General features: G+C 64.5%; 18 protein-coding genes. 6 read left to right on the top strand and 12 right to left on the bottom strand.

The window, feature by feature from the left end:
• Window positions 1–79: 79 nt before the first annotated feature.
• From ACTJLC_RS15675 to ACTJLC_RS15645, 7 genes are all read right to left on the bottom strand, one after another.
• Window positions 80–712, bottom strand: a complete 633-nt coding sequence (locus ACTJLC_RS15675; protein ID WP_073428670.1) for a response regulator — start codon at window positions 710–712, stop codon at window positions 80–82.
• Window positions 690–2339 carry a response regulator gene (locus tag ACTJLC_RS15670; RefSeq protein ID WP_073428671.1) on the bottom strand — a complete coding sequence of 550 codons (1650 nt, stop codon included), beginning with the start codon at window positions 2337–2339 and terminating at the stop codon, window positions 690–692. The genes ACTJLC_RS15675 and ACTJLC_RS15670 overlap by 23 nt, the downstream gene beginning before the upstream one ends.
• Window positions 2336–4507 carry an ATP-binding protein gene (locus ACTJLC_RS15665; protein ID WP_244745779.1) on the bottom strand — a complete coding sequence of 724 codons (2172 nt, stop codon included), beginning with the start codon at window positions 4505–4507 and terminating at the stop codon, window positions 2336–2338. Before ACTJLC_RS15665 ends, ACTJLC_RS15670 begins: the two co-directional genes overlap by 4 nt.
• 113 nt (window positions 4508–4620) lie before the next feature.
• Window positions 4621–4926: a hypothetical protein gene (locus ACTJLC_RS15660; RefSeq protein WP_073428673.1), complete on the bottom strand. Its 306-nt coding sequence runs from the start codon at window positions 4924–4926 to the stop codon at window positions 4621–4623.
• Between the two features lie 207 nt (window positions 4927–5133).
• Window positions 5134–6588, bottom strand: coding sequence for an MEDS domain-containing protein (locus ACTJLC_RS15655; protein ID WP_436263907.1), 1455 nt, complete (start codon window positions 6586–6588; stop codon window positions 5134–5136).
• A 270-nt stretch (window positions 6589–6858) separates the two neighbouring features.
• Complete coding sequence (locus tag ACTJLC_RS15650; RefSeq protein ID WP_436263906.1) at window positions 6859–7863, bottom strand: substrate-binding domain-containing protein; 1005 nt, start codon at window positions 7861–7863, stop codon at window positions 6859–6861.
• Window positions 7864–7957: 94 nt separating this feature from the next.
• A complete protein-coding gene (locus ACTJLC_RS15645) occupies window positions 7958–9295 on the bottom strand; it encodes a leucine-rich repeat-containing protein kinase family protein (RefSeq protein ID WP_436263905.1) in 1338 nt (445 codons plus the stop codon).
• A 201-nt stretch (window positions 9296–9496) separates the two neighbouring features.
• On the opposite strand from ACTJLC_RS15645, the gene ACTJLC_RS15640 reads away from it, so the two are divergent.
• Together ACTJLC_RS15640 and ACTJLC_RS15635 are read left to right on the top strand one after the other, a co-directional pair.
• Entirely contained in the window at window positions 9497–10120 is a 624-nt protein-coding gene (locus ACTJLC_RS15640) for a methylated-DNA--[protein]-cysteine S-methyltransferase (RefSeq protein ID WP_440844498.1), read from the top strand.
• Window positions 10121–10257: 137 nt separating this feature from the next.
• Window positions 10258–10563, top strand: a complete 306-nt coding sequence (locus ACTJLC_RS15635) for a panthothenate synthetase (protein ID WP_073428677.1) — start codon at window positions 10258–10260, stop codon at window positions 10561–10563.
• 118 nt (window positions 10564–10681) lie between these two features.
• On the opposite strand, the gene ACTJLC_RS15630 is transcribed toward ACTJLC_RS15635, so the two are convergent.
• The 4 genes from ACTJLC_RS15630 to ACTJLC_RS15615 form a co-directional block, all read right to left on the bottom strand.
• A complete protein-coding gene (locus ACTJLC_RS15630) occupies window positions 10682–11542 on the bottom strand; it encodes a GNAT family N-acetyltransferase (protein WP_436264399.1) in 861 nt (286 codons plus the stop codon).
• Window positions 11543–11690: 148 nt separating this feature from the next.
• Window positions 11691–13283 carry an alpha/beta hydrolase gene (locus ACTJLC_RS15625; RefSeq protein ID WP_114163963.1) on the bottom strand — a complete coding sequence of 531 codons (1593 nt, stop codon included), beginning with the start codon at window positions 13281–13283 and terminating at the stop codon, window positions 11691–11693.
• Window positions 13284–13404: 121 nt separating this feature from the next.
• On the bottom strand, window positions 13405–14112 hold the full coding sequence (locus tag ACTJLC_RS15620; protein ID WP_114163964.1) for a dienelactone hydrolase family protein: 708 nt from the start codon (window positions 14110–14112) through the stop codon (window positions 13405–13407).
• Window positions 14113–14255: 143 nt separating this feature from the next.
• Window positions 14256–14903 carry a helix-turn-helix domain-containing protein gene (locus tag ACTJLC_RS15615; protein ID WP_073428815.1) on the bottom strand — a complete coding sequence of 216 codons (648 nt, stop codon included), beginning with the start codon at window positions 14901–14903 and terminating at the stop codon, window positions 14256–14258.
• A 104-nt stretch (window positions 14904–15007) separates the two neighbouring features.
• Between ACTJLC_RS15615 and ACTJLC_RS15610 the strand changes: the two genes are divergently transcribed.
• From ACTJLC_RS15610 to ACTJLC_RS15595, 4 genes are read left to right on the top strand one after another with little or no spacing between them, the layout of a single operon-like run.
• Window positions 15008–16297, top strand: a complete 1290-nt coding sequence (locus ACTJLC_RS15610; protein ID WP_436263903.1) for an MFS transporter — start codon at window positions 15008–15010, stop codon at window positions 16295–16297.
• A gap of 25 nt (window positions 16298–16322) precedes the next feature.
• A complete protein-coding gene (locus ACTJLC_RS15605) occupies window positions 16323–17849 on the top strand; it encodes an amidase (protein ID WP_310312144.1) in 1527 nt (508 codons plus the stop codon).
• A gap of 4 nt (window positions 17850–17853) precedes the next feature.
• A complete protein-coding gene (locus ACTJLC_RS15600) occupies window positions 17854–18210 on the top strand; it encodes a RidA family protein (RefSeq protein ID WP_073428681.1) in 357 nt (118 codons plus the stop codon).
• Window positions 18211–18241: 31 nt separating this feature from the next.
• The gene (locus ACTJLC_RS15595) at window positions 18242–19474 is read left to right on the top strand and encodes an NAD(P)/FAD-dependent oxidoreductase (protein ID WP_073428682.1); all 1233 of its coding nucleotides are present in this window, start codon (window positions 18242–18244) and stop codon (window positions 19472–19474) included.
• Between the two features lie 156 nt (window positions 19475–19630).
• On the opposite strand, the gene ACTJLC_RS15590 is transcribed toward ACTJLC_RS15595, so the two are convergent.
• Entirely contained in the window at window positions 19631–20398 is a 768-nt protein-coding gene (locus ACTJLC_RS15590; protein ID WP_436263902.1) for a DUF899 domain-containing protein, read from the bottom strand.
• Window positions 20399–20471 lie beyond the last annotated feature (73 nt).

The raw sequence follows: 20471 nt of genomic DNA, 5'->3' as shown, positions 1-20471 counted from the left end.
GCGCTTTTCAGTCGGCGGCGGCGGATTGTGAAGTCAGGAAATGCTGGTTAAAGGTTCAGGATTCCCCTAAAGGCGTCTGTCACTCCGCAACCAGGCCATGCCGGATCGCATAGCGGATCAACTCGGCGTTGTTGGTGAGGCCGAGTTTCTGCATGAGACGCATCTTGTGGGTGCTGATCGTCTTGGCACTGAGCGAGCACGATTCGGCGATGTCGTTGATGCTTTGGCCCGCCGACAGCATCCGCAAGACCTGGAATTCGCGGTCCGACAGGATCTCGTGCGGCGGCGCATCGCCCGAATGCGTCTCGAACACCATTGCGTCCACCAGCTTGGGATCGATGAAGCGGCCGCCGGCGGCCAGCTTGCGGATCGCGGTGAGCAGCACCTCCGGGTCGCTGTCCTTCGTCACGTAGCCGGTCGCGCCGGCCCGCAGCGCGCGCGACACTACTTGCGCCTCGTTGTGGATGCTCAGCACCAGCACCGGCAGGCGCGGCTCCTCGGCGCGCACCCGGCGGATCAGATCGACCCCGCTGATGCCCGGCATCGTCATGTCGAGCAGCATGAGATCGAACTGCCCCGTGCGCAGGCGTTCGAGCACTTCGGAGCCTTGCGCGGCCTCGGCGGCGACGACGATATCGGTGGTCGTCGCGATGATCTGTTTCAGGCCGCCGCGCACAATCGCGTGGTCGTCAGCAATCAGGATGTGGATCATTTTGGGTCCCGCCTGCGAGCGGAATGTGGATGGAAATGGCCGTGCCCATGCCGGGTGCGCTGTCGATCGTCATCTCGCCGCCGATCAGCCGGGCGCGTTCCTGCATGCCGAGCAGGCCGTATGAATAACCCATGTGCGCCTTCTCCGGCTCGAAACCGCAGCCGTCGTCGCTTACGTGAAGGTCGAGCGTCGCCTCGGTGCTGGTCAGCGTCACGTCGGCCCGGGTGGCGTCCGCATGGCGCCCGATGTTGGTGAGCGAAGCCTGAACGATGCGGAATACCGCCGTGGCGTACGCATCCGGCAGCACCGGCTCGCCGCCGTTGATGTGCAACTGGCACGGAATGCTGTTGCGCCGGCCGAAGTCCTCGATCAACCACTCGAGCGCGGAAACGATGCCGAAGTTTAACGCCGCGGGCCGCAGATGGTTAGCGACATTGCGGACCATCCAGATCGTTTTCTCGACCAGCTCGCGCATGTCGTCCGCCTTGCGGATCGCGTCCGGGTCGGCGCCGAGACGCATCTTCAGCAACGAGACGTCCATCTTCAGCGCGGTCAGCAACTGCCCGAGTTCGTCGTGAATCTCCAGCGCGATGCGCTTGCGCTCCTCCTCGCGAATCGCTTCCATGTAGGCGGACAATTCGCGCAATTGCTCGCGCGATTCGAGCAGTTCCTGCTCGATGCGCTTGCGCGCCGTGATGTCGTTCAGCCCCACGTAGATCGCGGGCGAGTCGCCGAACGTCCCCACGCGCGCGGTCGCCATCGCCCAGAACTCGGTGCCGTCCGAGCGCCGCAAATGGACCTCGGAGTTGCGAAAGCTGCCCTCGCGGCGCAAATGCGTCACCAGCCGGTCGCGGTCGCTCGCATTCACATAGAAATCGACGATATTGACGAGCGTGCCGGCGCGCACCTCGAGCCCGAACAGTTCGCGCAGCGGCTCGTTCGCATAGAGGATGACGCCTTCCGGCATCGACGTGATGCACAGCGGGATAGGGCTCGTCTCGACAATCGTTCGAAAGCGCGCCTCGCTGGACAGCAGTTTCGCTTCGGCGCGGCGGCGCTCGTCGACCTGGGCGGACAGCCTTGCATTCGACTGCGCGAGCTGCTGCGTGCGCTGCTCGACCCGCTGTTCGAGTTCATCGCGCGCGCGCGACAGGGCCGCCTCCGCCCGCATACGCACCGCCACTTCGCTCAGCAGTTGGCGGTTCTGCTCGACCAGTTGCCGGTGCATGCCGCGCAGCGCCAGATGCGTCTCGATGCGCGCCATCATTTCGTCGACCTGCACCGGCTTGGTCACATAATCGACGCCGCCGGCTGAAAAGCCCTCGATCATGTCCTCGCTGCCCGTCAACGAGGTCATGAAAATCACCGCGATGTCGCGCGTGCGCTCATCCGCCTTGAGCCGCCTGCAAGTCTCGAAACCGTTGATGCCGGGCATCGTCACGTCGAGCAGGATCAGGTCAGGCTGCGAAAACAATGCGCGCTCCAGCGCCTCCTCGCCGTCGAGCGCGACCAGCACGCGATAGCCGCGGTTCACCAGGCTGTCGACCACCACGCCGAAGTTCGCGGGCGTGTCGTCGGCGATGAGAATCGTCGGCCGCTCGCCGGTATCCGCGCCTTGCTCGCTCATGGCTGTAGCTCGCCGCTCATATGCCGCTCCACCAGTTGCAGGATCGCCCTCGACTGATACCCCCTCGCGAGCGCGCTGAGTTGCGCCGCGAACGGTCGATGGCGCCCATCGAGCGCCGCGATGCCCTCGGACCACGCGACGATGGCCTGCATGTCGCCGAGGCGCGCGAGTCGATGGAGTTCGCTCATCTGCTCGGGCGGCACAGGCAATGACGACGACGAATGAGCGAACGCCTCCTCGCACGCGGACGGGGACGGCGGCGCATAAATCCAGTGTAGGCGCAGCAGCGTGGCGATCTGCGTCAACAAGGCGTCGAACTCGACCGGCTTGGAGACGAACCCGCTCACGCCGGCGGCGACGCTCATCGCCTTGTCGCTGCCCGACGAACTGGCGGACATCGCAATGATCGGAACGCTCGCGAAGTCGTCCAGCCGACGCAGGCTGCGCGCCAATTCGAGCCCGTTCATGCCGGGCATCACGATGTCGGTGAGGATCAGTTCGGGCCGTTCGCGTTGCGCCTTCTCGAACCCGTCGCGACCGCTGTGCGCCTCGACGGTGTCGAAACCGAGGCGGCCCAGCAGATCGACCACCACCGCGCGATTGACCTCCACGTCGTCGACGATCAGCACTTTCCTGCGCGGACCGTCGTAACCGGTGAGCCGATGCGGAAGCGGCGCGGGCGCTATCGTCGGGAACGTGATTGCCGCAATGCCCGCCGGCTCCAGTTCGAACCAGAAGGCGCTGCCCCGCCCTGGCTCGCTTTCGACCGCGATCTCGCCGCCCATCGCGCGCACGAACTGCCGGCTGATCGCGAGGCCGAGGCCGGTCCCGCCGGCGCGCCGCTCAGGCGCGCCCAGTTGCTCGAACGGCTCGAAGATGCTCGCCAACTGGTCGGGACCGATTCCAATGCCGGTATCGCGAATGTCGAAACGAACGCGACCCGACGCGGCTTGGGAGATATGCAGGCTGACGCCGCCGCGATCCGTGAACTTCACCGCGTTCGCCAGCAGGTTGAGCAACACCTGCCGCAAGCGCCGCTCGTCGGCACGCACGCCGGCGGGCGCGTCGGCGTCGATTTCGCAGACGAAAGCGAGCCCCTTCTGCTCCGCCTTCACGCCGATGATGTCCCGAATCACGTCGACGAGCGCCGCCAGCGGCACGTCGCAAATCTCCACGCGCAGCTTGCCCGCTTCGATCCGCGCGAAATCCAGCGCGTCCTCGATCAACGTCAGCAGATGTTCGCCGCTGCGGCGGATCACCGCGACACGCTGCTGCTGCAACTCGTTGAGCGTCGTGTCGCGTCCGAGTATCTGTGCATAGCCGAGAATGCCGTTCAGCGGCGTGCGGAGTTCATGGCTCATATTCGCGAGGAATTCGCCCTTGGCGCGGTTGGCCGCCTCGGCCAGGTGGCGCGCTTCGCGCTCGGCCGCCGCGTCGCGTTCGTCGAGATACGCGTGATGCAGACGCTCGCCCATCGCATTGAACGCGGCCACCATGCGGTCGAGTTCGTCGGGCTCACGCGGCCCGCGCCGCGGCAAGGTGAACGGCCGATGCGGCTCGCGGAAATCGTAGCGTCCCACCGTTCGCGCGATCGCCGCGACATGCCGCATGACGAGGCGCGACAGAATGTAGATCGTGAAGAGCGAAACGAGGAACGTGTTGGCGGCCTGGGTCAGCAGAATCGTCACGGCGGCGTGGGTCAGCTCGTGATAAAGATCGGCAAGCGTCGCTTCGACGTAAAGCCGGCCGATCTCGCGCTCCTTGCCCTGCACGCTGTAGACGAGCGGAAACTCGCGCACGATCACCGGACCGGCGGTGCGCCGCCCGGCGCTCAGGAAAGCGGGCCCGTGCGGCTTGCCCGTCTCGCGAATCTCCACCGCGCGCACATCGGCCATGCGCAAGATGCCGTTCAGTTCCAGTTGGAGTTGCGCATTGTCGAGCCGCCATAGCGCTTCGGCGAGGCTGTCGCGATTGCTGCGCTCGATGTCCGCGAGGCGGTTTTCGATCTGCTCCACGCCGCGGTGGTAGTCGCGGTAAAGCTGCAATCCGGTCAGCAATAGCGTGACCGCGCAACTGAAGAGCAGCACGGTTGCGAAGAGCCGCAACACGACGCTGCTTCGGAAGCGGCCAACCGAATTCCACCATGCGTCGAACATGCTGTCTGCCATACGTCCCCGCGAGTGCTACGGTTCTTGTCTCGTCTATTCTGCACTCGTTGCCAAAGCGGAGTCCATGCACGCCGCTCGTCGCGCCAGCAAAGACGCGGGGTGACGGTTATCGCCTAGTGCAGCATGTTCGGCATGCGCAGCGAGGGATTCGGCAGAATCTCGTCGATACATAAAGCCAGTTCGCAGAATATCGGCCAGATGCGGCCGTCCAATGCCCCCGGGTGCGCCCTGCTCAGTTCGCGCAAGCCGTCGGCCAGCCGCCGCAAGGAGGCGGGTTGATTGTCCGGCAAGGGCCAGCAGTGCAACAGATAGCCAAGCGGTATGACGCTTCTGCTTTCGCACCACGTGTCGAAGAGCCGCAGGCATGCGCTGTTGACCTGCGCGACTGCATCGTCGTGGTCTGCCGGGTGACCGGTCATAACGGGACCGCCGAAAAGAAAATTCGATAGCCCATCCTAGATGGGCCAAGAGCCGCTCACAGTAAGGAACGCCGGAAAAATGCGCAGGCGGTCTCCTGAATCTGGTGTCAGGAAATCCCGAATGTGAATGCCCGTGCTGGAAGCGATACCGGCCAGCGCCAGGCGCCGCGAATCGGCGCGCCGGCAGGCACCAGGACTCAAGCGATCTCAGACCGCCGGCGCGGCGCAAACCGCCTGGCGTTCGTTTGCCTCATGCACGGCCGCATCGGCTGAGGTTGTCATGCTCGCCAACGGCAAGCGCACCACGAACTCCGAGCCGCAACCGGGACCGTCCGAGAACGCCTCGACGGCGCCGCCATGATTCGCGACGATGTCGCGCACCACCGACAACCCCAGCCCAAGACCGTTGGCGCCCGACGCACAAGCGCCGAGTCCGCGCTCGTATGGCTCGAAGATGCTCGCCAGTTCGCCGGGCGCGATGCCGATGCCGTGATCGCGCACGCGGACATAGCAGTAACGTCCGGCGCGAGACACCGCGACGTCGACGGCATGCTCCGCCGCCGAATACTTGAGCGCATTCACCATCAGGTTGCCGAACACCTGCGTGAGCTTGCCGAAGTGGCCCTGCACGATGAGCGGCGCGTGGCCTTTCACCAGACGGATCGGCGCATGGTCGGGAAACCCCGCTTCGGCGACCTGAATGCAATGCGCGATCAGATCGTCGATATCCACGGGCTCGGGCTGAGCGCTTCCGCTTCCTGTCTCCGGCGACGCGCGCGGCGGCTCCGCCAGCGCGGGCGCGTGCACATTGGCGAATTCGGCTTGAGCGGGCTCCATCAATTGCTGCGCCAGTTCGCCAAGCAGGCTGGCTTGCCGCGATAGCAGCAGCGCATAGCGCTTGAGTTGGTCGTCGTGGCCGTACTGCGTGTTCAGCAAATGGGCGAGCAAGCCAAGCGGCGTGATTGCATTGCGAATCTCATGACCGATCATCGGACCCATGGAGCGGTCTTTCGCTTCATCGCGCGCCGCGCCGAGAGACGCGATTCGCGGCTGCCGCACGCCTTGCCTCGCGGCCTGCGTGCGTGAACGCTCCAGGGGTTCGGCGCGCGGCTCGATGGTCGCATCGTGAAGGCGCGCGATTTCATGGCTCTGCGCGCTGCGCAGCCGTTGCACGCAGTAAGTGCACAAACCGATGATCGGCCGCGACGCGAGCCTGTCTTTCAATGACGCTTCGTAGTCGAGCAGCGCGATCCAATCGGTGCTTTCGTCGCAGACGGCGTCGCCGGCCACCCGCAGCCCTTCGAAGCCGCGCCCCAACGCCTCGTTGATCGCGGCTGACCACAAGCCGACGGTGGCACCGCCATTGAAGCCGCTTTTAGGCCGCGCGTAGAGTTGCGCGCCGTCGAGAATTTGCAGTTGACCCGCATCGATATAGTCCGCGAGCGCGGGCTCGGTTCGCGTGAGCATGTAACGGGCTTTGTCGGGTCCGAGCAAAGCGGGCGCGACCCACACGCCGACTTCGTGATTGGCGAGTCCCGCGTGCAGGAAATCCGCCGTGACGCTGAGTAATTCGCTACGCGATTCGTAGAAGTGACACAGATGGGTGCCCCAGGAAATGGGCCCAAGCGCGGAAAAACCGCTTTGACGAGTTCCGGTGGTCATCGCTTCCCTGAAAGTACGTGGGCCAAGAACCACAGGCGCGCTAAGCCGAAACCAATTGCCCGCGCGCTCGAAAATAAAACAAGGTGGCGGCACCTCGCGCGCGCGTTCACCGCATCCTGAAGAAGAGGATGCGGAAACAGCCGCGTTCGGGCTCCGCTATATGGGATTTACCAGCAGTCTCAAAGTACGTGACGGCGATTGTAGAAAGAATAGTTGTTTTCCCTAGTCACGTTTTTTCATACGAAAAGAATGGGTTTATTCATACGCATGTCAATCTGCGCCGCTAGTGCCGGGCAGGGATTGCCGAGGCGTTTCGCGATTCGCGGCGGTGACGAGTTGCAGCGGTGTTTCGATCATCCTCGACAACTCGTTCTGCTTCTTCAGTTCGGTCACCGCCTTCAACGCCACGTCGATGCCGAACACCGCCTGCCTGTCGGCGAACTGATTGACCGTCGCGAGTACGCGGCCATCGGCGATCAGCGGCTTGATCGCCGCGATGTCGTTATAGCCGGTGACATAAACGCTGCCGGTTCTGCCGGCGTCGCGGACGGCGTCGGCCGCGCCCATCGCCATGTTGTCGTTGCCGCACAAGAGGCCGCGCATGCGCGGATAGGCGCCGAGCATTTTCGACGCGGCGTCCCGTCCCTTGCCGTATTCCCACTCGCCGGTCTCGACGGCGACGACGTTCACGCCTGCCGCTCGCATCGCATCGTTGTAGCCGGCCGTGCGTTGCTGCGCATTGCGATCCGCCGAACTGCCCTCGATGATGCCGACCTGATCACCCGCCGCGAGCCGCCTCGCCAGATAGTTTCCCACCAGCATCGCGCCCTTGCGATTGTTCGGGCCGACGAACGGCACGGAAATCCCGGCTGCCTGCTGCGACGCGTCGTCGAGCGGATTGTCGATCGTGACCATGATGATGCCCGCCCTGATTCCCCGCGCGACGACCGACGTCAACGCCTTCGAGTGGGTCGGCGCGATGACGATCGCGCTCATCCTGGCCTTGATCATCTCCTCCACCATTTGAACCTGCGCGGACGTGTCGGTCTCGGTTGCCGTGCCCCGCACGGTCAAGCTGAACTGCGAAGCGAAATGCTGCTGGTAGTTACGCGCGGCATGCTCCATTGCCACGGTGAACGGATCGGCGAGCGACTTCAGCACGAGCGCGAGGTTGGCCTTGCCGCCCGGAACCGCCCTGACACGCGCCGCGCCAGTCACGCCGGCGGCAGCCAGCGCGCCGGCAAACACCACGCGGCGGCGCATTCTCTGCATCATGGCTTCTCTCCTCGTCGGCACGGCCGGTGAACGGCCGTTTTGCATAGGGGCGAAAGCGGCTTTAACTGTCCGCCACGCCACTGCGTTCCGCTCATCATTGAACTTGCAGCGCCAGCAAGGCGGAAGCGATTTCATCGAACAACGGGCGGCTGTCGATATCTTCGCTCAGGCAATTGTCCTTCAGTTCGATCAGCTTCGTGGCGGCGTGCGCCTGCGCATCTCGCCAGTCGCAGCGGTCGATCAGTTCTTCGAGCAGGCAACCATACGCCCGCACTTCCAGGCGCTGAAGCGCGACGCCGCCGGCGCGATCGTCGGCGGCATAAAACGATGCCGCGCCGAAATCGCCCAGCAGCGCGCGCCCCTGCCCGCCGTGCAGAATATTGTGCGCGTACAGATCGCCGTGCATCACGCCGCGCGCATGCAAATGACTCGCCGCCGACGCGATGCCGTATGCGATGCCCCATGCGCAGGCGAGGTCGAAGCGTGTGTGCGCGCCATAAATGTCGCGTGTGCATGAATCAAGGCTCGGAGGACCGGCGAGATTGCCGAAGCGCGGATCGATCAATTCCATCACCAGACCATGCGAGCCGGCCGGATGGTCTTGCACTTTTCCCGCGACCGGAATCAGGTTCGGGTGATCGCCCGCGCGAATGCAGGCGGCCATCTCGCAGTCGGGCAAACCATCGCTCGTCACCGCGCCCTTGAAGAGTTTGACCGCGACCGGCCGCGGCGCGCCGCTTTCCTGATCGAGAAGCGCCGCACGATAGATCACGCCCGACGCACCCTCGCCCAATTGCTGTTCGAGTTTCAACGCGTCCCATTGAATATCGGCGATCGGCGTGTCGCTCAACGCCGCCGTTTCCAGCGCTTCGCTGAACGGATTGCCGGCATACGCCAGCCACGAAAGCCGCGGCAGACGCAATAGCCACGCCGGCAGTCCGTCGAGTCGATTCGCCGCGAGACGCAGCAGTTCGAGCCGCGTGCAGGCGGCCAGTTCATCGGGAAGCGCGCGCAGCCGGTTGCCGGCCAGCATCAGCTTCTGCAACCGCGTACAGCCGCCGATTTCGGGCGGCAGCGCATCGATCTCGTTGTCGGTGAGAATCAGCCAACGCAGTTGCGGCGCAAGCGCCTTGCCCGACACCTGGCGGATGCGGTTCGCCTTGAAGCCGACCATGCTCAATTGCGAGCACTGGCCCAGCACTTCGGGCAACTCGGTGAACGGGTTGTCGGAGGCGAAGAGAATGCGCAACCTGGCGAGTCGCGGCAAATCGTCGGGCAGCGTGGTGAGCGCATTGCCCGACAAGTCGAGAACTTCCAGCGTGTCGGCCAGATCGAAAATCTCGCGTGGAAATTCGCTGAGTCCGCAGGCCAGTTTGAGGTGACGCGTGCCCGCCAGTTGTCCGGCCCGCAGTTGTTCGAGTGTCGTGTTCAAAGTCGTGGAAGAGATGTCCGGTTGCCGCTGCGTGTCGTAGCGAAGCTGTCAATTCTACTGAGTCGCGGCCGGCGCAAGAACCGACGTGCGGAATCGACAAGGCTTTTCGCGCATAATCGGCCAATGAACGGACAAATGCGCCGCGCGTGGAGCAGATGCGCGGCGGTCGCAAGAATTGAACGGCAATATTCGGAGCACGCAGTGACCTACGCATTCAAGTTGATGGACTCGCCCGTCGGCCAGTTGAAACTCGTCGCCAGCGGCGAGCGGTTGACCGCCATTTTGTGGGAGAACGACAAGCCGAACCGCGTGCGTCTCGGCGCGATGATCGAAGCGAACGACCGCCCGATCCTGATCGACACCGAGCGTCAATTGAACGAGTACTTTGCCGGCACGCGGCGGAAGTTCGACCTCGCGCTCGACTTTCAGGGAACCGACTTCCAGAAGAAAGTATGGGAGGCGCTGTTGACCATCCCGTTCGGCCAGACGCGCAGCTACACCGAAATCGCGTTGCAGGTCGGCAACCTCAACGCGGTGCGCGCCGTCGGCGCGGCGAACGGCAGGAATCCGATTTCCATCATCGCGCCGTGCCATCGCGTGATCGGCGCGTCCGGCGAGTTGACCGGCTTCGCCGGCGGATTGTCGAACAAGATGCTGCTGCTGTCGCTCGAAGCCGGGCAGACTTCGCTGGAAGCGGCGGCTAACGCGGAGGCCGTGGAAGGCAATCGCCAAGCACCGCAAACACCGCAAGCGGAACACGCGCCGAAGAAACCCGCGCGCCCGGCACCGGGTCGCGGAACCCAGGCCTCGTTGTTCGGAAACTGACCTCGCGCGGCGGGGCCGTTGCGATGAATCATCGAGCACCCGACAACACAAAGACAGCCTCGGCCATCGCCGCCGCCAGCAGCGTATAAAGCCTCTATCCTTAAGAAGCCCTTTTGGGCATCCACAAGGAGGATGACATGCGCATGCTTCTGAACATACGAATTCCGCACGAACCGTTCAACACGATGGTGCGCGACGGCACCGCCGGCGAGGTGCTGGCGAGAATACTCGAGGACGCAAAACCGGAGGCCGCCTATTTCACCGAACAGAACGGCGCACGCGGCGCGGTGCTCGTGGTGAACGTCGACGACGCATCGCAGATTCCGGCATTCGCGGAACCGTGGTTTCTGAAATTCAACGCCGACTGCGAGTTGCGGATCGCGATGCTGTCAGCCGATCTCATGAAATCCGGGCTGGAGAATCTCGGCACGAAATGGCAATAGCGTGGATCGCGGCGTAGAACCGCGCACAGCGTCATGCGCTTGCCGTCCGCGGTTCGTTTGAGACCATGTGATAGGCCGCCGACGGCAACGCAAATCCAAACGAACCGCCGCGCGCCGATCATCCGAGTTCGAACGAAGTCACGCCGAATACGCGTTCAATGGATAGCGCCGGAGCTTGCCGCGTATACATCCGCGCGGTTTCGAACACGCTCGTCATGCCGCGCCGTTCGGCCAGCGCGAGCGCCGCCGGGTTGGTCTCGGGTACGTCGAGAAAAATCGCCTCACCCGGCATGCGCGCCGCCAGCGCGTCGAACAGATCGCCTGCTATGTCGTCGCTATCGGCGAAGAGCGGGCCGATCTTGCAGCCTGTCCGGCAACGGCGCATGACACCGTAGCCCGCAATCTCGCCTGCTTGCATTGCAACCCATGCAGTCGCATCGGGTTGCGCAAGCCATGCCGCGAGAAAACGCTCACGCGTGGCGGGAAAGCACTGTCGATCGTAATCGAGCAGCCGCTCGAAGGGCAGCGCCGAAGCATTCAGCAGAGTCGAACGCGTCGCCGCGCGCTGGTCGATCTTTTGCGCGACGCCCTGAAAGCGGATGTTCCGATACGCCAGCCGAAAACCGGACTTGCCGTAATTCGCCTGCTGAGCGACAACGCCGTCGAGACCGACGTTGCGATTGCGCAAGTAGTCCATGCCGTGGCGCCAGATGCGCATGCCGAAGCCCTTGCCGCGACACTCCGGCTTCACGATATAGAGCCCGATGAACCCGAAGTCCTCGCCGTAGGCGACCGCGGAGATGCACGCGACCGGCTCCCGACGCCACTCGCCGATGAAAAAACCCTGCGGATCGGCCGCGCGAAAGCATTCGGCATCGTGCAGGCCGGGGTTCCATCCTTCGAGCGCCGCCCATTCGACCGCTAATGCAACCTCGTGCGCCGACATCGTGCGCACGATGAAATCATTCTGCTCGTTCATGCTGGTCATGATCGCCTCGTTCTTGAAACACAGGGTTTTCCGCTGCATGTTCTATCGCGTGAGATGCCGGAAATCGCTCGGCGACATGTCATAGGCCCGGCGAAACGCGCGGCTGAAATCCGATGCGCTGTTGAAGCACCGCGCCCGTTCAAAACTTCGCGAAGAACGCCCGCGCGGCAATCATGCAAAACGACGCGACCAGTCCACCATGATACGAGCGCAGCACCGCGGATGCGCCGCCGTCCGTCGCGCCCCCGGCGACAGCCTCGCTCGCGAGCGCCGCCTTTGCATTCGCGAAACCCTGCTTGACGGGCGCGTAGGGATCGTCGGCTCCGGTGGCGGCCGAGTCCACGTCCAGTACGGAAGTGAGCCCGGCCGGCACGTTCGCGTTCAGCCAGTACGCCTGTTCGATGCGTGCGTTGAAGAAAAACACCGTGGGGTCCGCCTCGCCCCCGCACAGCAGAACCGGCGCACGCGGCGACCAGTTGCGCAGGTCGTTGCGCTTGAATGCCCGACGCAGCGGATGCGCCGGATTCGCTGCCGGCGTCATGGCCGCTGTCGCATTGGGGAACGCGCCATCGGGATTGGCGGCGGCGTCTTGCAACAGGCCTAGACGGTACGCGTTGCGCACGAGGTTCGCGTCGCCGAATCCGCCGGCGAACACGGGCGTCAACGCGGACGGCGTGAGCGGCGGTGAAGCAGGCGGCGTCATCGAGGCGAACTGCGGCGCGGGAGGAACACGGCTGAAGAGCTGCGCGGACGGCAGTTTTCGCTGGGCGAATAAGGTATCGAGCGGTTGCGTGGTGGGCAGAAGATTGTCGATGTCCGGCGCGTAAGCCGCTTCGAAGAAATCGCCGGGCGTGCGGTAGATATTCTCGTAAGCGCGCTGGTAGCCCGTTACGGTCAGTGTCGTGAACAGCGTCGAACCCAGGTTCACGTCGCCTTCGATCAGCGCGTCGGCCATCGCGGCGAGCGCATACGGCCCCGATCCCGGCGCGGACGCCGTCACCTCGACGCCGGCCGCTTGCAGCGCGCGGTGCGTCGCGAGCGCGACGAAACCGCCTTGCGAATAACCGGTGATGAACAGCTTGCCGTTCTGACGCACGCCGCTTGCCGGTTTCGCATCGCTCATCGCGAGGCGTGCCGCGCGAAGCGAGTCGATCACATCGGCGGATTGCTGATCGGCGTTCAGATAAGGGTGATACGGCAGATCGGAGCCGGCGTAGCCCGCATAATTCGTCGCCACCACGATATAGCCGTGCGCCGCGTAGGTGGCGGCAATGGCGAGGCCCTCGCCCGCGCCGCCTCGATTGCCCGGATCGGTTTGCGTAATGTCGGCGAGGTTGTAGTTTCGGTAGGCGGTGGTGCCGTGCGCATAGAGCATCAGCGGACGCGGCCCGCCACACGCAGCGGAAGACCCCTCCGGCATCATCAACGCACCGCTTGCCGTGGTGGGCTCGCCCGCGCCGCCGATGGTCCGGTAGCGGAAGTACACGACCTCGACGCCGCAAACGGGCGCGCCGGCGATCTGCGCGAGTTGCCGGCCGGACGGATTCGCTTCGAGCAATTTTGCAAACGCCGCCGCGCTGAGCTTCGCGGTGACGTGGTGATCGAGCAATTGACCCCGGGTCTTGTCGCTGCATCCCTTACCGCACCCGGCGCCGGCCTGCACGTGAACACAGGCGCCCAGCATGAAGCACGTCAGCAGCCCGAGAGCGGCGTTTCGCATTGCTACAGCCATGTGAGGCTCCGTCTTGTTCGTATTTGCTGCGACGAGGCGGCCTTACAAAAGGGACGAAGGGACCAACGGGACCAACGGACAAAAGCGACGCGGCCAGCGGCGCACCGGCTCGCGCGCCGCTTTACTTCCAGAGCGTGCGGCCGAAGAAAGTCAGCGTGCGATCCCAGGCCTGCTGCGACCAGACCGGATCGAATTGCGTAACGGCGATACGGCCCGGCCCGACCGCCGTTTCGTTCGCGAACGCATGACGCGCGAGATAGCGATGAAACTCGACGTCGACCTTGGCCTCGATCAGCTTTTTCTCCAACGCGTCGACCGTTTCAATGGAGAAAGCCTCGTCTTGCGTGGCCCAATGACCCATGACCGGTGCCTTGATCTTCGACGCGTCGATGTATTCGAGCGGCGGAAAGCCGTACCACACCACGCCGGCCGAAACATCCGGCACATTGCATAGCGCGAGCAACGTGAGCGCACCGCCCATGCAATAGCCGGTCACGCCGACGTTCGCCGCGTGCTGCTTCAGATACTGCACGGCGCCGTACACGTCCTGACTGGCGGCGTCGCCGAAATCGAGGCCGCTCATCAGATGGTGAGCCTCTTCTTCTTCCACCGTCGTTTTGCCGCGAAAGAGATCGGGCACCAGCGCGAGGTAGCCGGCCTGCGCGAGCCGGTCGGCCACGCCGCGAATCTGGTCGTTCAAGCCCCACCACTCCTGAATCACGACGATGGCGGGCGCGCCCTCCAGCTTCGTCGGCTTGGCGAGATAGCCCTGCACCTGCTTGCCGTCGGGGCGGCTGAAGGTGATCATCGAACCGTGTGCCTGTGTCATCACTTGCTCCTTGAGGTAGACCGAATCGCTAGCATAGCGGATGCGTCCAGGCGCTTCAGCCTCGCTGCCATATCCGGCCGGTTCGCCCCGATCCGGCCTCGTTCCGCTCTCGTTCCGCTCTCGTTCCGCTCTCGTCCCGCCAGTCAGATCGCGCCTTTCGGCCGATGCTCGTCCGTATCGACGCAGCACACCAGCACCTCCGCATCCTCCTTGCCGAGGCTCAGGTAGATGTGCCCGACCGAGCTGTCGAAGTACAGGCTGTCGCCGGGCGTCAGCTTGAACGCCTTGCCGTTTTCGAAGCGCAATTCCAGCTTGCCGCTCAGCAGAAACACGAACTCCTCGCCCGAATGCCGGATGTACTCCGGAAAGTCCGACACGGCGCGCGCGTGAATATGCGCGCGCATCGGCACCATTCGCTTGCCGGTGAGGTTGTTGGCGAGCATGCCGTACTCGTAGTTCGGCGTGTCGTAGATTTCCTGCTTGCCGGCGGGCGTGAACGACGGCTTCATCGCGCCGCCCGCCTGCTTGCGGCGCCGCCCGAAAATCGCGTCGAACTCCAGTTCCAGCGAGTGCGCGAGCGCCGCGAATTTGTCGTAGGTCAGCGCGATGTCGCCGCGCTCGGCCTTCGAGATCGTCGACACCGCAATGCCCGAGCGCTCCGACAATTCGCTCAGCGTCATGCCGCGCGCCTTGCGCGCCTGGCGCAAGTGCCCGCCCACCAGCTTGTGGTCGAGCGCGGGCGGCGCTTCGTGCGCGTTCGCGTCCGGTTGTTTCATCACTGCCTTGGCCATCTTGCTGGATTCCACGCGGAAATTTTCTCGCATACGAGAATTTATTTTTTTCTCGTATATGATAACTCACGTCGATTCCACCCTTTTCCTGTGGGAAGCTCATTGTGTCCACGCTCGCACTCAGCAAGTCCGACCTGACGAAAACTCACGTCATCACCGCCACGACGATCGGCACCGCGCTGGAGTTTTACGACTTCACGATCTACAGCTACTTTGCGATCCAGATCGGCCAGTTGTTCTTTCCGGGCGCATCGCCGGTCAATCAGTTCCTGCTGTCGATCGGCGTGTTCGGCGTCGGTTTCGTGGTGCGGCCGCTCGGCGGCATCGTGATCGGCGCCTATGCGGACCGCGCCGGCCGCAAGAAGGCGATGGTGCTCACCATCATGCTGATGGCGCTCAGTTGCGCGATGATCGCCTTCGCGCCGACTTACGCGGTGGCGGGCTTCGTCGCGCCGTTCATCGTGCTCGCGGCGCGTCTGATCCAAGGCTTCGCGGCGGGCGGCGAGTTCGGCCCCGGCACCACGCTGCTGGTGGAATACGCAACCGACAGCACGCGCGCCTTCTTCGCCAGTTGGAACTTCGCGGCCACGGCGGCGGGGCTCGTGCTCGGCGCGGTGGTCGCGACGCTGGTCAACGGTTTGCTGCCGAAGCAGGCGGTACTCGACTGGGGCTGGCGCATTCCGTTTCTGCTCGGCATCGTCGCCGCGCCCGCGGGCATGCTGATCCGCAAGCGGCTCGAGGAAACGCTGGCCGAGCGCAAGCCCGGCGAGGCCGCGCCGCGCGGCGCGTTGAAAGCGGCGCTGACCACGCATCTGAAGCTGACGATCCTCGGCACCTTCGCGGAACTGGGCGGCTCGGTGTCCGTCTACATCACCGCATTTTTTCTGCCGAGCCATGCGGTGCGCTCGCTGCATCTTTCGCCCACGGCTTCGGTCACGTCGGGCATCGTCAGCTCGCTCGTGCTATTCGCCGCCGCGCCGTTCGCCGGCATGCTCGCGGACCGCTTCAGCCGCAAGCGCGTGCTGGTGACATCGCGTGTCATCATGCTGCTGCTCGTCTATCCCGCGTTCGCGTTTCTCAGCGCGCATCCGTCGATCACGGCGCTGTGCGTCGTCTCGGGGCTGCTCGCGGTGTTCGTCGCGGGGCAGATCGTGCCGGTGCTGGTGATGATCCCCGAACTGTTTCCCAAGCATGTGCGAGCGACCGGCATTGCGTTGACGTATGTCGTGAGCGCATCGTTCTTCGGCGGCTTCTCGCCTTTTATTGCAAGCTGGCTGGTCGCACGGACCGGCAATCCGCTCGCGCCGGCCTGGTACGTCGCCGCCGCGTGCGTCATTTCGCTGGTGCCGGTGATCTGGCTGCGGGACCGTACCGGCGAAGCGCTCGCCGAATGAATCGAATGTGATGAACGAGGATGCAATGAGTCACAACCATGAGTTGGTGGGCCGCAGCGCGGTCGAACTGCGCCGGATGATCGGCGCGAAAGAGATTTCGCCGGTGGAGTTGCTCGAAGCCTGCATCGAGCGCATCGAGGCGGTCAATCCCGCGGTGAACGCGGTCACCGCGACGGACTTTCCCGCTGCCCGACAAGCCGCGAAGCGCGCCGAAAAGCAGGTGCTCGACGGCGAGCCGCTCGGGCTGCTGCACGGCTTGCCGGTCGGCGTGAAAGACCTTGAGAACACAGCCGGCCTGCTCACGACTTACGGCTCGCCGATGTCGCGCGGCAACGTACCGACACAGGACGCCGTGCTCGTGCAACGGCTGCGCGCCGCCGGCGCGATCGTCACCGCCAAAACCAACGTGCCGGAACTCGGCGCGGGCGCGAACACGCGCAACCCGGTGTGGGGCGCGACCGGCAATCCGTTCAATACCGCGTTGAATGCGGGCGGCTCGTCGGGCGGCTCCGCGGCGGCGCTCGCTTGCGACATGCTGCCGGTCTGCACCGGCTCGGACACCGGCGGCTCGCTGCGCATTCCCGCGTCGAAATGCGGCGTGGTGGGTTTTCGTCCGACGCCCGGACTCGTGCCGAACTCGCGCAAGCTGGTGGGCTGGACGCCGATTTCGGTGGTCGGGCCGATGGGCCGAAGCGTCGCCGAAGCGTGCCTGCAACTCGCGGCAACGGCCGGCATGTCCGCGGGCGACCCGTTGAGCTTTCCGGTCGATCCGCTTGGCTTCGCGATGCCGGAGAACATCGACCTCGGCGCGCTGCGGGTCGGCTGGACGGAAGACTTCGGCAGTTGCGACGTGGACGACGAGATCCGCCAACTGTTCCGCGAACGCATCGCGCTGATCGCGCCGTCGTTCCGTTCCTGCGACGAAGTGCGCTTCGATCTCGGCGACGTGCACCGCTGCTTCGACGTGATCCGCGCCGAGAGTTTCGTCGCCGGTCTGCACGAGGCCTACACGCGCGACCCGAACCAGCTCGGCCCGAACACGCGCTCGAACTACGAACTGGGCGCGGCCATGAGTCTCGCGGACAGCGCATGGGCGCAAGCCGAGCAGACGCGCATCTTCAAGCGCTTCCAGAGCGCGTTCGATCAATACGACGTGATCCTCTCGCCGACCACGCCGGTGTCGCCGTTTCCGTGGCAGCAACTGTACGCGGCGCAGGTCGGCGGGCGCGAGCAGGACAACTATTACCGCTGGCTCGCGCTGACCTACGTCGTCACGCTGACCACGCACCCGGCGCTGTCGCTGCCGTGCGGCGTCGATCAGGCGGGCATGCCGTTCAGCATGCAGATCGTCGGACCGTTTCATGGCGACCGCAAGACGCTCGCCGTCGCGCACGCCATGGAGCAGGTCTTCGACCAGTCGCCGGTGCTGCGCCGCCCGCGCCCGGATCTGTCGACGCTCGCGCAGCCGAATCCGTCGCTGAAGTCGATCGTGACTTCGCCGCCTCTTTTCAACGAGTCCGGCGCGCAAGGCGCCGGCGTTTCAACGGTATAAAACCATGTCGAACGAAATCAAACGTCTGCAAACGAATGCGCGCATGAGCCAGGTGGTGATCGCCAACGGCGTCGTTCATCTGGCCGGCCAGGTGCCCGACACGGCGAACGTGTCCATCACCGAACAGGCAAACGAAGTTCTCGCGCGGATCGACCTGTTGCTCGAAGCGGCGGGCGTGGATCGCACGCGGCTCGTGTCCGCGAACATCTGGTTGAGCGATCCGAAGCACTTCGCCGAATTCAACGCGGTGTGGGATGCGTGGGTGCCGCAAGGTCATGCGCCGACCCGCGCCTGCGTGCAGGCCTTGCTGATGAAGCCCGGTTGCGATGTCGAAGTCGCGGTGACGGCGCTCGCGGCATGACCGGCAACGTGTGAGTTCGCTGATGAGGAGAATGAAATTCGACACCGTCGTGCTCGGCGCGGGCATCGTGGGCGTGTGCGTCGCCGTGCATCTACAGAAGCGCGGACGCCAGGTCGCGCTGGTCGATCGCAAGCTGCCCGGCAACGAGACTTCGTTCGGCAACGCCGGGTTGATCCAGCGCGAAGGCGTCTATCCGTATGCGTTTCCTCGCGGACTCGGCAGCTTGCTTCGCTATGCGCGCAATCGGTCGCCGGATGTTCGCTACCATGCCGACGCGATGCTGCAAGCCGCGCCGTTCCTGTGGCAATACTGGCGCAATTCGCATCCGGCGCGGCACGCCGCGATCGCGAAGTCGTACTCGACGCTGATCGAACACTGCGTCAGCGAGCACCGCGCGCTGGCGGCCGATGCCGGGGCAAGCGCGTTATTGCGGCCAAGCGGCTGGATCAAGGTGTTTCGCAGCGAAGCCGTGCGGGACGCGGAAACGCGGCTCGCTGAACAGTGGCATCGGGAATACGGCGTCGATTTCGAATCGCTCGACGCCGCCCGCCTGCAACAGATGGAACCCGATCTCGACACGACCTTGCTCGGCGGCTTGCGCTATACGGCCTCCGATTCGGTGAGCGATCCGCATGCGCTCGTCACCGCTTACGCCAGGCATTTCGAGTCGCTGGGCGGGCGGTTTTTGATTGGCGATGCGAGTTCGTTGCGCGACGGTTGGGAAGTCGACACGAACGACGGCACGATCGCCGCTTCGTCGGCGGTGGTTGCGCTGGGTCCGTGGTCGGATCGCGTGAGTTCGCGGCTCGGCTACCGGCTGCCCCTTGGCGTCAAGCGCGGCTATCACATGCACTATGCGCCGCGTGGGCAGGCTCGTTTGAATCACCCGGTGCTGGATGCCGAGAAGGGCTACCTGCTCGCGCCGATGGCAAAAGGCATTCGCCTGACCACAGGCGCGGAAATCGCGCGCTGCGATGCGCCCAGGACCCCGACGCAACTCGCCGCGGTCGAGCCGGTCGCGCGCACGCTGTTCCCATTGGACAAGCGTCTCGACGACGAAGCCTGGATGGGGCGCCGTCCTTGCACGCCCGACATGATGCCGATCATCGGACCCGCGCGAAAACATAAGGACTTGTGGTTCGCGTTCGGCCATGCACACCACGGGCTGACGTTGGGTCCGGTCACGGGCCGGTTGATCGCGGAGATGATGACCGGCGAAGATACCTTGGTGGACACGCGGCCGTTCAGGGTCGAGCGGTTTTAGACGCGCGGGTTAAAAGCGCGGGTTTGGAAGCGCGCTTTATGAACTCTTCCTGTACAGCGGCAAGACCCTCGCTTCGAGCATCGCAATCGCCTGAATCGCCAGTTGCGAAAACGTGTGCTTGCCGCGCCGCGCGCCGACCGCAGATCGGAGAACGTCTCAACGCCGCTCATACTCGTCATGCCGACGCCACCACACGCCCGTCTCGTTACGCCCCAGCGGCGCGCGATCGAGCCACTGATACATGCCCCACAGCCCGTCCAGGCCGCGCGCATAAGTGGAATACGTGTGATAGACGACACCATCCTCCAGCACGAACGCGCTCATGCCGGGCCGGTCGCGCGAATACGTCGGGGCGTCGGTTCCGCAGGTGGCCGCGAACTGAACGACCGGCTCCGGGGCCGGCGTCGCATCCATCGCATGGCCGCCGCGCTGATAGTTGTATTCGACGCTGCCTTCGCGCTGCTGCGCCTCCGTGAATGACACGTTGACGTCGAAGTTGAAGTCGCTGCCGAGCGAAGACGCCCACGGAAACGTCCATCCCATTCGCTGCTTGTACGCCTGCAGCTTCGCGAGCGGCGCGCGCGACACGGCCGCAAGCGCGACATCGTGATTCGCGAGGTGAACGACGAGGCCGTCGAATCCGTCCGCGATCGCCGAACACGACGGACATCCCGCCTTGTAGTCCGGCCCGAACATGAAGTGATAGACCAGCAGTTGCGAGCGCCCTCCGAAGAGATCCGCCAGCGAGGCGCTGCCTTCATCGGTCTCGAAGCGATACGCCTTGTCGACCCGCACCCACGGCAATTGCTGACGCCGCCGCGCCAGTTCATCGCTTTGCCGCGTCAGCGCCTTTTCCGCTTCGAGCAATTCGAGCCGCGCGGCCAGCCACTCGTCTCGTGTCCCGGTGATGTGTTTCGTCGTCATGCGTCTCTCCTTGATGTCCTTCGCCGTTCGCGCGGTGTTCGCCACGAAGTGCGGGTTGGGGTCGTGCTAGATT

Origin of the sequence: Paraburkholderia sp. 22099 (genome assembly GCF_052045835.1) — a bacterium.
Taxonomy (GTDB): Bacteria; Pseudomonadota; Gammaproteobacteria; order Burkholderiales; family Burkholderiaceae; genus Paraburkholderia; species Paraburkholderia terricola.
This window is presented reverse-complemented; position numbering and strand designations above follow the sequence as displayed.